This window comes from Corynebacterium hansenii (assembly GCF_030408795.1).
Lineage (GTDB): Bacteria > Actinomycetota > Actinomycetes > Mycobacteriales > Mycobacteriaceae > Corynebacterium > Corynebacterium hansenii.
Genome location: NZ_CP047211.1, coordinates 2,965,563 through 2,979,875, shown reverse-complemented (window position 1 = coordinate 2,979,875; position 14,313 = coordinate 2,965,563). Strand labels below are relative to the sequence as shown.

Below are 14,313 nucleotides of genomic sequence, written 5' to 3'. Positions count from 1 at the left end.
ATAACGGTTTGAGAAATTATCGCGGAACGGTAACGTTAGCGTCCGCATGTCCGATGAACCCATCGGAACGTGCGCCCCATTGCGAATGGCCCGGAACCCCGTCGGCGCGAACCGGCGGCCGGTGACCGGATGGCTTCGCGGTGCGGCGCACATGCTCGAACGTCAACGAGGAGAAACATGAGCTTCACCGCAATTGCGCGCGGGTGGAAGGCCAAGGTCGTGGCCGCGATGGTCGCCGTGGCCGCCATCTTCGGCATGATGCAGTTCGCGGCCCCGCAGGAGGCCAACGCCCACCGCGGCTGGCTGCGTCCCGGCTGCGAGTGGGACACGTACAACTACTGGGTGCAGTACTGCCAGGTGTACTCCCCCGCGATGGGCAAGGACATCACCGTCCACGTCCGTCCCGGCATCCACCCGAACAGCCCCGGCCTGTACCTCCTGGACGGCCTGCGCGCCCGCGATGACTGGTCCGAGTACGTCTGGACCGCCAACGCCCCGCGCCTGTTCGAGCACGACAACGTGACGCTGGCCATCCCGGTCGGCGGCGAGGCCTCGTTCTACACCGACTGGAACGGCCCGGCCGTCAACTCCAAGGGCCAGGCCCGCAACTACAAGTGGGAGACGTTCCTGACCCAGGAGCTCCCGGCCTACCTGGCCGACCACTTCCAGACGCGCCGCGACAACAACGCCGTCGCCGGCCTGTCCATGGGCGGTTCCGCCGCGATGTCGCTGGCGTACAACCACCGCGACCAGTTCAAGCACGCGTCGGTCTTCTCCGGCTACTTCCAGGTCTCCAACCCGGTCATGTCCACCGCCATCGCCGGTGCGCAGGTCGACCAGGGCTACGAGCCGTCCGCCATGTGGGGCCCCCCGGGCATCCCGACCCCGGGCCACGTGCGCAACGATCCGTCCATGAACATGGACAAGCTGCAGGGTCTTCCGATGTTCATCTCCTCGGCCAACGGTTACCCCTCGCACTGGAGCACCCCGGAGGCCCTGGCGGGCGCGCCGGCTGAGCTGCCGCAGATCGGCATGGGCATCGCGCTGGAGGGTCTGTCCCGCGCCTCGACCCGCGTCTTCGAGTCGCAGGCCCGCGCCGCCGGCCTGAACCCGGTCATGCACTACAGCCCGGACGGCATCCACGCCTGGTCGCTGTGGCAGAACGACCTCGCCATGGCCCGCCCGCACATCAAGGCGGCCCTGGGCATCTAGCCCGCGCCAGACCCCGCCCGGTCGCCGCACGCGACCGGCTCCGGATCCCCGACGCTCCCGCAGCGCCGCTCCTCGTGCGCCGCGATAGCGCCGAACCCGGGATCACCCCGAAACCCGCCCCGACCGGAAGGTCCGGGCGGGTTTTCGCATGTGCGGGGCCCCCTGGGTAAACCGACCGGCGACGGGAGAGTGCGGGTTTTCGCATGCGTGGGGGGAGTGGCCCTTTGCCGGCGTGCCCCTCGCCAGCGTGCCCCTCGCCTCGTCAACCCACCCCGTATGCGCAGACCCACCCGTTACAGCGGGTGGGTCTGCGCATACGGGGTGGGTTAGCCGTGGATGGGCCGTCGGGCCGGCGGATCCTACGCAGCTCCTGCCGGGCACAGGGCGGCTACCGTCGGCGCGCCCCCGTTCGTGCACGCGCTCCCGTTCGCGCACAGGCCCCCGTTCGTGCCCGCGTGGCCCGCTCCGTGGCTTTTGCTCCGCCCCAACCCTAAAGTTGAACTTAAAGCTGAGGTTCTTGGCGCGTCGCACCAGAATCGGCGCCGCGCCCGGGTAAGAATCAAGGTCGAAGCGGCGGTCGCGCCGCGACCGCCCACCCGGGAGAGGGGAACTCCCGGGAGCCGGACGCCGAGCGGCCTCCACGGCGACGGGCCGGGCTCGCTTCCGCGTGCCGCGCCCATCGGCGGGGTTCGCCGCGGTTGGACACCGGACACGACACGTTTACTTGTAAGGGAAAGCCCTCATCATGCGAGATACCGCACACTCCCCCCGGGGCCTCCGCTCCCGGGTGCTCGCCGTCCTCACGGCGATCCCGCTGGCGCTGACGCTCGCCGGAGTCCCGGCGCACGCGTCCCCCGCGGGTTCGCAGTCGCAGAAACCGGCCTCCTCCGCCCCCTCCACGAGCGCGTCGCGGTCCGCGGAGCCCTCCGGCTCCCCGGCGGGGCGGGAGCCGTCGTCAAGCCAAGGCAACGATGCCGGTGCCGGCGCCGACGCCCTGCCCATGCAGTCCTCGCTGTGGACCCCCGAGCCCCGGCCCGGCGAACAGCCGGCCCCCATCCGCGAGACCGAGCAGAAGCTGCCGAACCTGCCCGGCTCCGTCGAGGTGGAGAAGGTGCAGTGGCTCACCGAGCGCCGCGTGATGCTGCACATCAAGTCCGCCGCCATGCCCGGCGAACCGATCAAGGTGGATCTGCTGCTGCCGCGCGACTGGAACCGCGACCCGGGCCGGACGTTCCCGACGATCTGGCATCTCGACGGCATGCGCGCCCGAGACGACTGGAACGGCTGGGCGCTGGAGACGAACATCGAGCGCTACTACGCCGACAAGAACGTCATCGTGGCCATGCCCGTCGGCGGCGAGTCGTCGTTCTACACCAACTGGAACGAGCCGGACAACGGCAAGAACTACCAGTGGGAGTCGTTCCTCGTCGATGAGCTGGTACCCGTGCTGCGCGAGGGCTGGCGCGCCAACGAGGACCGCGCGGTCGTCGGCCTGTCCATGGGCGGCACCGCCGCGTTCAACCTGGCGGCGCACCACCCGGATCTGTTCCGCTTCGCCGGCAGCTTCTCCGGCTACCTGGACACTTCCAGCCGCGGCATGCCCGCCGCCATCGGCCAGGCCATGCGCGAGGCCGGCGGCTACGACGCCACGAAGATGTGGGGCCCGGTGGATTCGCCCCGGTGGAAGGACAACGACCCCAAGGAGAACGTGGCCAAGCTGAAGGGCATGTCGCTCTACGCCTCCGCGGGCAGCGGCAACACCGGCCAGTGGGACGTGCCGTCGACGCAGTTCCCCGGCCTGCCGCAGAACACCGCGGGCTTCGGCCTGGAGGTCATCGCGCGCATGACCACCGAGACCTTCGCCCAGCGCGCACGCGCCGCGAAGGTCCCGGTCACCGTCAAGATCCGCGAATCCGGCACGCACTCGTGGCCCTACTGGCAGTTCGAGATGAACCAGGCCTGGCCGCAGATCGCCGACGCACTGCAGCTTTCCGACGAGGACCGGGGAGCCAATTGCATCGTGGGCGGAGCCATCGCCGAGCGCATCAAGAGCTTCGACAACATGGGCGCGTGCCTGTCGCCCGAGTACGACACGGCCAACGGCGGCCGCGCGCAGGACTTCACCAACGGCCGCGCCTACTGGCACCCCCTCACCGGCGCCCAGTTCGTGTGGGGCCGCATCGGCGCCCGCTACCACGAGGCCGGCGGCCCGGAGTCGCCGCTGGGTTACCCGAAGACCAGCGAGATGACCACGCCCGACGGCGTCGGCCGCTTCGTCCACTTCGAGCACGGGTCCATCTACTGGACGCCCGAGCTCGGCGCGCACCTGGTCATGGGCGACTTCATGAACATGTGGGGCAACGAGGGCTGGGAGAAGGGCCGCCTCGGCTACCCGACCTCCGACCGCCGCGACGTCCCCGGCGGCGTGGTGCAGGACTTCGAGGGCGGGCAAATCGTCAAGCCCGCCGCCGGGCTCCCGCAGATCGTCCTCGGCGCCATCGGGGCCGCCTACAAGGCGGGCAACGGGCCCGAGGGGCCGCTGGGCTTCGCCCAGACCGGCGAGCTGGACATCCGCGGCGGCAAGTTCCAGCGCTTCGAGCACGGCTCCGTCTACTGGTCGCCGGAGTCCGGCGCCCACGCGGTACCGCACGGCGACATCATGGACCACTGGGGCTCGACGGGCTGGGAAAACGGCCCGTTCGGCTACCCCACGGGCCCGCAGAAGCAGATCCCGGCCGGAGGCCTGGAGCAGGAATTCCAGGGCGGCTGGATCCGCCAGATCAACGGGAAGATCGAGGAGGTCCGGCGATGAGCGCGCGCATCCGCGCCACGGTCCTCGCGCTGCTCGGCGCCGGCACCCTGGTCCTGGCCGCATGCGGCGATTCCACGGTCGAGTCGTCCGAGGTGACCAAGACCCCGTCCGCCACGGAGACACAGAGTTCCGCGACGAGCACGCCCAAGAGCGGCGAATCGGAGACGCCGCGGACCTCGGCGCGCGAGTCGGGTGAGCGGGACATCACCGAGCCCGGCGCCTCGCGCGCCAGCTCGGCCCCCGACGGGCGCATGCCCCTGTCCCGCGACGACGAGAAGTACCTCGACGCGCTCATCGCCGACGGCATCGACGTCGAAGGGGCGGAAGATCAGCTCATCGCCGCCGGTCACGTGCACTGCCGGGCCGGATCGGACAAGAAGTCGGAAGCCGACGCCGCGGTCGTCGACGCCGTCGCCGGACAGGTCATCGCCCAGGAGCGGACCAAGAAGGACGCGGACGCCGTGGCGGGATCGATTGCGAAAGCGGCCGAATCGGCGTATTGCTAACGGGCATGCGCAAAACGCTCACCCTGCTCGCCGTCATCGTCCTCGTCGTCGCCATCGTCGCCGGCGTCGGCCAATGGCTGCGCCAATCGCAGGTGGGCCAGCCCGGCATGCCGGGCCCGGGCACCGGGGCCCGCCAGCCGGAGTGGTGCCCCTCGGTGGAGGTCATCGCCGCGCCCGGCACGTGGGAATCGCGTGCCGACGATGACCCGATCAACCCCGGGGCGAACCCGAACTCGCTGATCCTCAAGGCGTCCGCGCCCCTGCAGGCGGCGTACTCGCCCGACGACGTCAAGGTGTGGACGGTCCCGTACACCGCGCAGTTCCGCAACATCCACGCGCAGCACGAGATGACCTACGACGACTCGCAGGCCGAGGGCCGTGCCCGCATCCAGGAGGAGATGGCGGCGACCCACAAGGATTGCCCGCAGACCGGGTTCATCCTGATGGGCTTCTCGCAGGGCGCGGTGATCATGGGCGACATGGCGGAGCAGATCGGCAACGGCGCCGGCCCGGTGCCCGCCGAGCGCGTGCTGGGCGTGGCCCTGCTCGCCGACGGCCGCCGCGAGGGCGGCAAGGGCGTCATCCCGGGCAACCCCGTCGCCGGCGTCGGCGCGGAGATCGCCCTCGCCCCGGTGGGGCTGCTGGTGCAGCCGATCGTGCCGGGCGCGACCATGCGCGGCCCCCGCCAGGGCTTCGGCGAACTCAACGACCGCGTGCAGGACATCTGCGCCCCCGGCGACACCGTGTGCGACGCGCCTCCGGGCATCGGCGACGCGGTGGCGCGCGCCCAGGAGTTCGTCGCGGCCAACGGCGTGCACGCCACCTACGCGGACAACCCGAACATCATCCCGGGCACGACCGCGGTCGCGTGGACCGAAAATTGGGCCCGCGGGCTCATCGACGGGGCGCTGGCCGACCGCCGGTAGGCCGAATCCCCGCTCCCGCACGCCTTTACGGTGTGCGGTGATTCGTCGTCAAGCAAGAAAACCCTGCGTCACGCACGTCCCAACAGTCACACCCGTTTACACCCGTTACGTGACTTATGGCACGCCGACCGCATACGGTTTTCAGCGCCGAAAGTAATGTGCGCTAGCGTTGCCCCAGCCGACGGTGGACCGATTCGACCGGCGGCGCGCCACCGTCCGAAAAAATAACGGGTCGGTAACGTATTGGGCCAAGAGCGCGACAAAACACCAGAGACGACGCAAGAACACGAGGAGCACCATGGATCTGAGCATGCTGATGGGCCAGTTCATCGATGCCGAAGGCAACTTCGCCTTCCCCGAGGACATGTCCGTGCCGAACCTGTCCGAGATGATGTGGCAGATCAACACGATGAAGGGCGAGACCGACCTTCAGCAGATCGCCTTCCATGATTACTCCCGATCGCGCGACGGCGAACTGGTCACCTACACCCGCGCGGAGGTCAACCGCCGGATCAAGGCCGTCGCCGCCCGCCTGCAGCAGGTCGGCGAGCCCGGCGACCGCGTCGCGCTGCTCATGGGCAACAGCCCCGAGTACCTCTTCGGCTTCCTCGGCGCCCAGTACGCCTGCCAGGTGGCCATGCCGCTGTACGACCCCACCGAGCCCGGCCACGGCGACCACCTCAACGCCGTCCTCGCCGCCGCCCCGCCGAACGTGGTGCTGACCAACAAGCATTCCGCCGCCGCCGTCCGCTCCATCTTCGCGTCCCGCCCCGCGGCGGAGCGCCCCCGAGTGCTCACCGTCGACGCCCTGCCCGACTCGCTGGCCGACAACTTCGTCTCGCCCGCCGAGGACGCCAAGTACGCGCCGCAGCTGGAGAAGGACGCCGTGCTGCTGTTCACCTCCGGCTCCTCGCGCACCCCGGAGGGCGTCCGCATCGCCGGGCGCTCCATCCTGTCCAACGTCTTCCAGGTCATCTCCGCCGCCCACCTGCAGCTGCCGCTGCGCCTGGTGACGTGGCTGCCGCTGCACCACAACATGGGCATCGTCCTCGGCGCGTTCGTCACCGCCCTGGGCCTGCCGTTCGACATCATGACCCCGCGCGACTTCATCCAGCACCCCGAGCGCTGGATCGAGCAGATGGACAAGCGCGGCGACGACGACGTCAACATCTACACCGTCGTGCCGAACTTCGCCCTCGAGCTGGCCAACCGGTTCGCCGTGCCGGAGGAGGGCTCCGACCTGGACCTGTCCAACGTCGACGGCCTCATCGTCGGCTCCGAGCCGGTCACCGAGAAGGCGGTCCGCGAGTTCCGCGAGAACTTCGAGAAGTTCGGCTTGTCGACGAACGCCATCCGCCCCGGCTACGGCCTGACCGAGGCGACCCTGCTGGTCACCCTGCCCCAGGGCCCCGAGCGCCCGCGCGTGGCCTGGGTGTCCCGCGAGTCCCTCAACGCCGGCGTGCCCGAGCGCGTCGAGGCCGGCTCCGCCGACGCCGTGCCGCTGATCTCCAACGGTTCCGTGGCCAAGCCGCAGCACCTCATCGTCGTCGACCCCGAGACCCGCACCGAGCTCCCCGACGGCCAGATCGGCGAGATGTGGGTCCACGGCGACAACATCCCGCTGGGCTACCTCACCGACCTCGAGCAGTCGGCGCAGGTCTTCGGCAACAAGCTCGCCGCCCGCCGCGACGCCGACTCCCGCGCGGAGGGCGTCGACGAGGGCGCCGACTGGATGGCCACCGGCGACCTCGGCGTCTTCATCGACGACGAGATCCACATCACCGGCCGCATCAAGGACCTCGTGGTCGTCGCCGGCCGCAACCACTACCCGCAGGACATCGAGGCCACCGTCACCGAGGCCTCGGACCACATCCGCCCGGCCGTGGTGGCCGCCTTCTCGGTGGAGGGCGACGACGTCGAAAAGCTGGTGATCATCGCCGAGCGGGACTTCCGGAAGGACCCGTCGGGAGATGCCGCCGCCATCGACGCCATCCGCGCCGCCGTGACCAAGGCGCACGGCATCCAGCCCGAGGACATCCGCATCGTGGGCATCGATGAACTCCCGCGATCGTCTGCCGGTAAGATCGCGCGACGAGTGGCCCGCGCCGCCTACCTCGATGGCGGTTTCGAGTAAGCAGAACTATTAAGGACAAAGCCCACGATGGATGACAAAAAGGGACGATCCGGCATGACGGTCGCCCGAATGCGCGAATGGCTGCGCGACTGGGTGATCACCACCACCGGCCTCACGCCGGAGGAAGTCACGCCGGAGCGCCCGATGGAGGAATTCGGGCTCTCCTCCCGCGACATCGTCATCCTGTCGGGCGAGCTGGAGAGCCTGCTCGACGTCCGGCTCGACGCGACCATCGCCTACGAGTACCCGACCATCGCCAAGCTGGCGGTGCGCCTGGTCGAGGGCGACGTGGACAACCCCGACGACTCCGCGTACGACGCCTTCCAGACCGGCGCGGAGGCCGCCCGGTCCCGCCGGCTCCGCGACGAGAAGCTCACGGACATGGACATCGCCGTCGTGGGCATGGCCGCCCGCTACCCGGGCGCCGGCAACCTCCGGGAAATGTGGGACCTGCTGGTCGCCGGCCGCGCCGGCACCGGCGACCTGCCCGAGGGCCGCTGGTCCGAGTTCGAGGGCGACGCCGACCTGGCCGCCGAGATGGCGTCGTGCGACACGCGCGGCGGGTACCTCGACGACATCGTGGGCTTCGACAACGAGTTCTTCGGCCTGTCGCCGCTCGAGGTCGAGAACATGGACCCGCAGCAGCGGATCCTGCTCGAGCTGACGTGGGAAGCGCTGGAGAACGCCCACCTGCCGGCCTCCGAGCTGCGCGGCGAGTCCGTCGGCGTCTTCATGGGTTCGACGACGAACGACTACGCCATGCTCATGGCCTCCGACCCGTCGACGGCGCACCCCTACGCGCTGACCGGTTCCTCGCCGTCGATCCTGGCCAACCGCATCTCCTACGCCTTCGACTTCCGCGGGCCGTCCATCACCATGGACACCGCGTGCTCGTCGTCGCTGGTGTCCATCCACCAGGCCGTGCGCGCCCTGCGCGACGGCGACGCCGACGCGGCCGTGGCCGGCGGCGTGAACCTGCTGGTGTCGCCGCACGCGACGCTGTCGTTCGGCAAGCTCGGCGTGTTCTCGAAGACCGGCGCCATCCACGCGTTCTCCGACGACGCCAGCGGCATGATCCGCGCCGAGGGCGCGGGCGTCGTGGTGCTCAAGCGCCTGGAGGACGCCGAGGCCGACGGCGACGAGGTCCTCGCCGTGATCAAGGGCACCGCGGTGACCTCCGATGGCCGCTCCAACGGCCTGACGGCGCCGAACCCGGACGCGCAGGTCGACGTGCTGCGCCGCGCCTACGCCGATGCCGGCATCCGCCCGCAGGACGTGGACTACATCGAGGCCCACGGCACCGGCACCATCCTCGGCGACCCCATCGAGGCCTCCGCCCTGGGCACGGTGCTCGGCCGCGGTCGCGACGCCGCCAACCCGACGCTGCTGGGCAGCGCCAAGACGAACTTCGGCCACACCGAGGCCGCCGCGGGCGTCGCGGGCGTGATCAAGGTCGTGCTGGCCATGCGCAACGACGTCCTGCCGCCGTCCCTGCACTTCGCGGGCCCCAACCCGTACATCGACTTCGACGGCGGCCGCCTGGAGGTCGTCGAGGATCCGCGCGAGTGGCCCGAGTACTCCGGCCGCAAGGTCGCCGGCGTCTCCGGCTTCGGTTTCGGCGGCACCAACGCGCACGTGGTGCTGACGTCCCCGCCGGCGGCCCCGCCGCAGGAGGAGAAGACCGCGCCGATCGACGCGGCCGCCGCCCGCGAGGCCGGCATGCCCGCGCTGCTGCCGGTGTCCGGCCTGCTGCCGTCGCGCCGCCGCCTGGCCGCCGAGGACCTGGCGTCCTGGCTGGAGGACAACCCCAAGGCGGATCTGGGCGACGTCGCCCGCACCCTCGCCTCGCGCTCGCGCGGTCGCTCCAAGGCCGTCGTGCCCGCCACCGACGTCGCGTCGGCGATCGAGGGCATGCGCCGCGTCGCCGAGGGCAAGACCGGCCCCGGCATCGTCTCCGCGGATGCTCCGCTGGCCCAGGGGCCGGTGTGGATCTACTCCGGCTACGGCTCGCAGCACCGCAAGATGGGCAAGGACCTGCTGGCCCTGTCGCCGGTCTTCGCCGAGACGCTGGCCAAGTGCGACGAGATCATCGCCGATTCCGTCGGCTGGTCGCTGCTCGAGCTCATCGCCGACGACGAGCGCACGTACGACCTCGAGTCCGCGCAGATCGGCATCACCGCCATCCAGATCGCCCAGACCGACATGATGCGCGCGCTGGGCGCCGAGCCCGCGGCCGTCGTGGCCATGTCCATGGGCGAGATCGCCGCGGCCTACGCCGCCGGCGGCCTGTCCCTGGAGGAGTCCATGCGCGTCGCCTGCGCCCGCTCCCGCCTGATGGGCGAGGGCGAGGCGATGCTCGCCGAGGACGAGCAGGGCGGCATGGCGATGGTCGAGCTGTCCGTCGACGAGCTCGACGAGCTGCTGGCCGAGCATCCGGAATTCGCCGGCGTCGAGCCGGCCGTGTACGCCGCGCCTACCATGACCACCGTCGGCGGCCCGAAGCCTGCCATCGGCGCGCTGGTGGAGCACCTGACCGGCGAGGGCAAGATGGCCCGCCCGCTGGCGGTGAAGGGCGCGGGCCACACGTCCGCCCTGGACCCGCTGCTGGGCGAGCTGTGGTCGGAGTGCGCCGACGTCGAGCCGACGCCGCTGTCGGTGCCGCTGTTCAGCTCCGTCGACCGCGGCGTGACGTACCAGCCCGGCGACGTCGTCCACGACGCCGACTACTTCGTTCGCTGCACCCGCCAGTCGGTGTGGTTCTCCGACGCCGTCGCCCGCGCGTGCGCCGCCGGCTACACCACCTTCGTGGAGTTCGCGCCGAACCCCGTGGCGCTGATGCCGACGATGGCCACCGCCTTCGCCGCCGGCCTGCCGGATGCGCAGCTGGTGCACCTGCTCAAGCGCAAGGAGTCCGCCGGGGAGTCCCTGGCGGCGGCCTGCGCGACGCTGTACGCCCACGGCCACGACATCGACCTGTCGGCGCTGGCCGGCCCCGGCGCCTACGCGGATCTGCCGGGCATCCACTGGCGCCACCAGCGCTTCTGGACCTCCGCGCGCCCGTCGACGGGCGGCCGCGCCAAGCTCCCGGGTTCGCGCACCACGCTGCCCGGCGGCGACGTCGCCTACTCGGGTGACGCGGCCACCGCGCCGTCCATCCACGCCATCATCGACGCGGCCATCGCCGACTCCGTGCCGGGGGCGACCGTCCTGGCCGTCGAGGAGGCCGGCGTGCTGCCCGCCTCCGGCGAGCTGACCACCATCGTCTCCCGCCACCCCGGCGGCGCCGTGATTTCGGTGCACGTCGTCGAGGGCGGGTCCACGGAGCTGCTGGCCAAGGCCGGCGTCGCCACCGTGCCGGGCACCGCGGCCGGGGGTTCCGCCGCCGGTGCGGCCGGTGCCGCGGGTGCGCCGGGAGCGTCGGCCGCGGTCGCCGGAGTGACCCCGGGCGGCGCCGCCGTGGGCGCCGAGTCCACCGCCGCGGGCGCGCCCGCCGGTTTCGGCGCGGCCGGCCGCACGCCCGCCGCCCCGGGCATGCCCACCGCGGCCGGTTCGGCCGCCGTGACCGCCGAGCCCGGCTGGTCGCCGGATTCCGGTGTGCCGGTGGAGACGCACCTGCGCGTCATCGTCGGCGAGGCCATGGGCTACGACGTCGACGACCTGCCGCTGGAGCTGCCGCTCATCGACCTCGGCCTGGATTCGCTGATGGGCATGCGCATCAAGAACCGCGTCGAGCACGACTTCTCCATCCCGCCGCTGCAGGTGCAGGCGCTTCGCGACGCCTCCGTCGCGGACGTCATCACCCTCGTGGAGAACCTGGTCGCCGAGGCCCACGCCGGCGGTGCCCCCGCTGATTCGGTTTCGGCGGTTTCGGCCGACTCCGATGCCGCCTCCGCGGACTCCTCTGCCGACTCCTCCACCGCCGCCTCCGCGGACCAGGCCCCCGCCGCCGCGACGGATGCGGCGGACGGCGCGGACGCGGGCGTCGCAAAGCAGGGGATCGGGGTGCCGCCGCGCGATGCGTCGGAACGCATGGCGTTCGGCACGTGGGCCACCGTCGTCGGCGCGGGCGCCGGTGGCGTCACCGACGCACTGCCCGCGCTTGACGACGCCACCGCGGACGCCCTCGCGGCGCGCCTGTCGGAGCGCACCGGCGCCGAGATCACCGTCGGCGACGTCCGCGCCGCCGAGACGATCGCGGACCTCGCGGACACGCTGCGCCCCCACCTCGAGGTCGAGGTCGAGGGCAACATCCGCGTGCTGCGCGAACGCGCCGAAGGGTCGACGAAGCCCGCCGTGTTCCTCTTCCACCCGGCCGGCGGTTCCTCCGCCGTCTACCAGCCGCTGGTCCGCCGCCTGCCCGCCGACGCCCCCGTCTACGGCGTCGAGCGGCTCGAGGGCGACATCACCGAACGCGCCGCCGCCTACCTGGAGGACATCCGGGAGCGTTCCGCCGGCCTGCCCGTCGTCCTCGGCGGCTGGAGCTTCGGCGGTGCGCTGGCCTACGAGGTCGCGCACCAGCTGCGCGGAACCGGCGTCGAGATCGCGCAGATCTTGCTGCTGGACACCGTGCAGCCCTCCGAAAAGGTGCCCGACACCCCGGAGGAGATGCACGCCCGCTGGGACCGCTACGCGGACTTCTCCAAGCGCACCTACGGCCTGGACCTGCCGGTGCCGCACGACCTGCTCGACCAGCAGGGCGAGGAGGGGCTGCTGACCATGCTCGAGCAGTTCCTGGCCACCGCCGACTCGTCGCAGCACGGCCTGTCCGGCGGCGTGCTGGAGCACCAGCGCGCGTCGTTCGTGGACAACCGCATCCTCGACCAGCTCGACATGACCCGCTGGGCCGACGTCGACGTGCCGGTCGTGCTCTTCCGCGCCGAGCGGATGCACGACGGCGCCATCGAACTCGAACCGCGCTATGCGACGATTGATGAGGACGGCGGGTGGTCCGCTATCGTGGAGGATTTGGAGATCGTGCACCTGCGCGGCGACCACCTCGCCGTCGTGGATGAACCGGAAATCTCCAAGGTCGGCTCCTGGCTGGGGGCCCGGCTGAACGATCTGGACGCCGAATCCGGGAATGGACAGTAACCGAATTGACTCTCAACACCACCGCCGAAAAGCTCGCCGACCTCAAGGAACGCCTGAAGCAGGCGCAGGATCCGGGCAGCGAGCGGGCCAAGGCGCGCCGTGACGCGGCCGGGCTGACGACGCCCCGCCAGCGCATCGCCCGCCTGGTCGACGCGGGCTCCTTCGTGGAGACCGGCCAGCTCGGCCGCACCCCCGACGAAGCCGACGCGCCCTACGGCGACGGCGTGGTCACCGGCACCGCCCGCATCGGCGGCCGCCCGGTCGCGGTGTACGCCCACGACAAGTCCGTCTACGGCGGTTCCGTCGGCGTCACGTTCGGCAAGAAGGTCTGCGACCTCATGGACCTGGCCACCAAGGTCGGCTGCCCCGTCATCGGCATCAACGACTCCGGCGGCGCCCGCATCCAGGACGCCGTGACGTCGCTGGCCATGTACTCCGAGATCTCGCGCCGCCAGCTGCCCCTGTCCGGGCAGTCGCCGCAGATTTCCATCCTCCTGGGCAAGTGCGCAGGCGGCGCCGTCTACGCCCCGGTGACCACCGACTTCCTCATCGCGGTCAAGGACCGCACCGAGATGTTCATCACCGGTCCCGAGGTCATCCGCTCGGTCACCGGCGAGGACATCTCCTCCGCCGAGCTCGGCGGCGCGGAGCAGCAGGCCCGCAACGGCAACGTCTCCTACGTCGCCGAGGACGAGGAGGACGCCTTCAACTACGTCCAGGACCTGCTCGACCGTCTGCCCAGCTCCGTCCACGAGCCCCTGCCGCCGTACTGGGCGCCGTCGGAGGAGACCACCGACCGCGACCGGTCGCTGGACACGATCATCCCCGATGACCCGAACGCGGGCTACGACATCATGGAGGTCCTGACCAGGATCTTCGACGACGAAGACTTCATCGAGGTCCAGCCGGACTACGCGCCGAACCTGATCACCGGCTTCGCCCGCGTCGACGGCCGCACCGTCGGCGTGCTGGCCAACCAGCCGATGCACCTGGCGGGCTGCCTCGACGCGGACTGCTCCGAGAAGGGCTCCCGCTTCTCCAACATCTGCGACGCCTACGACATCCCGATCGTTTACGTCGTGGACACCCCCGGCTACCTGCCGGGCGTGCAGCAGGAGAAGTCCGGCATCATCCACCGCGGCGCCAAGCTGGGCTTCGCGCTGGCTCAGGCGTCGGTGCCGAAGGTGACCATCATCGTGCGCAAGGCCTTCGGCGGCGCGTACGCGGTGATGGGCTCGAAGAACCTGGGCGGCGACCTGAACTTCGCGTGGCCGACGGCGCAGATCGCCGTGATGGGCGCCGAGGCCGCCGTGGTGATGATCCAGGGCCGGCAGCTCGCCGAGATGCCCGAGGACCAGCAGCCGGCGATGAAGAAGATGTTCATGGACTTCTACAACGAGAACATGACGAGCCCGTACGTCGCCGCCGAGCGCGGGTACGTCGACGCGATGATCATGCCGTCGGAGACGCGCGTGCAGCTGCGCCGCGCCCTCGAGCAGCTGCGGGGCAAGCAGCTGCCGCAGGTCCGCAAAAAGCGCGAGATCGCCCCGATGTGATCGGGTGCCCGCCCCAACCCGGGCGGGAGCCCCGCCGCGGCGGGGGAGGAGTCGAACACCTTGGCGTGCCCCCGCG

The 14,313-nt window shown here is 71.0% G+C and carries 7 protein-coding genes; all 7 read left to right on the top strand.

Going from position 1 to position 14,313, the window contains the following annotated elements:
- Nucleotides 1-177 precede the first annotated feature (177 nt).
- The 7 genes from CHAN_RS13185 (at nt 178) to CHAN_RS13155 (ending at nt 14,237) form a co-directional block, all read left to right on the top strand.
- Nucleotides 178-1,212 carry an alpha/beta hydrolase gene (locus CHAN_RS13185; protein WP_053088017.1) on the top strand — a complete coding sequence of 345 codons (1,035 nt, stop codon included), beginning with the start codon at nt 178-180 and terminating at the stop codon, nt 1,210-1,212.
- Nucleotides 1,213-1,957: 745 nt separating this feature from the next.
- Complete coding sequence (locus CHAN_RS13180) at nt 1,958-4,024, top strand: alpha/beta hydrolase-fold protein (protein WP_290290458.1); 2,067 nt, start codon at nt 1,958-1,960, stop codon at nt 4,022-4,024.
- Complete coding sequence (locus CHAN_RS13175; RefSeq protein WP_290290456.1) at nt 4,021-4,530, top strand: DUF732 domain-containing protein; 510 nt, start codon at nt 4,021-4,023, stop codon at nt 4,528-4,530. The genes CHAN_RS13180 and CHAN_RS13175 overlap by 4 nt, the downstream gene beginning before the upstream one ends.
- A 5-nt stretch (nt 4,531-4,535) precedes the next feature.
- Nucleotides 4,536-5,456 carry a cutinase family protein gene (locus tag CHAN_RS13170; RefSeq protein ID WP_048739596.1) on the top strand — a complete coding sequence of 307 codons (921 nt, stop codon included), beginning with the start codon at nt 4,536-4,538 and terminating at the stop codon, nt 5,454-5,456.
- A gap of 298 nt (nt 5,457-5,754) precedes the next feature.
- Nucleotides 5,755-7,590 carry a FadD32-like long-chain-fatty-acid--AMP ligase gene (locus tag CHAN_RS13165; RefSeq protein ID WP_290290452.1) on the top strand — a complete coding sequence of 612 codons (1,836 nt, stop codon included), beginning with the start codon at nt 5,755-5,757 and terminating at the stop codon, nt 7,588-7,590.
- A gap of 27 nt (nt 7,591-7,617) precedes the next feature.
- Entirely contained in the window at nt 7,618-12,681 is a 5,064-nt protein-coding gene (pks13, locus tag CHAN_RS13160; protein ID WP_290290450.1) for a polyketide synthase Pks13, read from the top strand.
- A 5-nt stretch (nt 12,682-12,686) separates the two neighbouring features.
- Entirely contained in the window at nt 12,687-14,237 is a 1,551-nt protein-coding gene (locus tag CHAN_RS13155; RefSeq protein ID WP_290290449.1) for an acyl-CoA carboxylase subunit beta, read from the top strand.
- The last annotated feature ends 76 nt before the right edge of the window (nt 14,238-14,313 follow it).

Excerpts from the sequence above, each read along its gene's own strand:
- CHAN_RS13185 (WP_053088017.1), top strand. The coding sequence starts at position 178 with ATGAGCTTCACCGCAATTGCGCGCGGGTGGAAGGCCAAGGTCGTGGCC.
- CHAN_RS13180 (WP_290290458.1), top strand. The coding sequence starts at position 1,958 with ATGCGAGATACCGCACACTCCCCCCGGGGCCTCCGCTCCCGGGTGCTC.
- CHAN_RS13175 (WP_290290456.1), top strand. The coding sequence starts at position 4,021 with ATGAGCGCGCGCATCCGCGCCACGGTCCTCGCGCTGCTCGGCGCCGGC.
- CHAN_RS13170 (WP_048739596.1), top strand. The coding sequence starts at position 4,536 with ATGCGCAAAACGCTCACCCTGCTCGCCGTCATCGTCCTCGTCGTCGCC.
- CHAN_RS13165 (WP_290290452.1), top strand. The coding sequence starts at position 5,755 with ATGGATCTGAGCATGCTGATGGGCCAGTTCATCGATGCCGAAGGCAAC.
- pks13 (WP_290290450.1), top strand. The coding sequence starts at position 7,618 with ATGGATGACAAAAAGGGACGATCCGGCATGACGGTCGCCCGAATGCGC.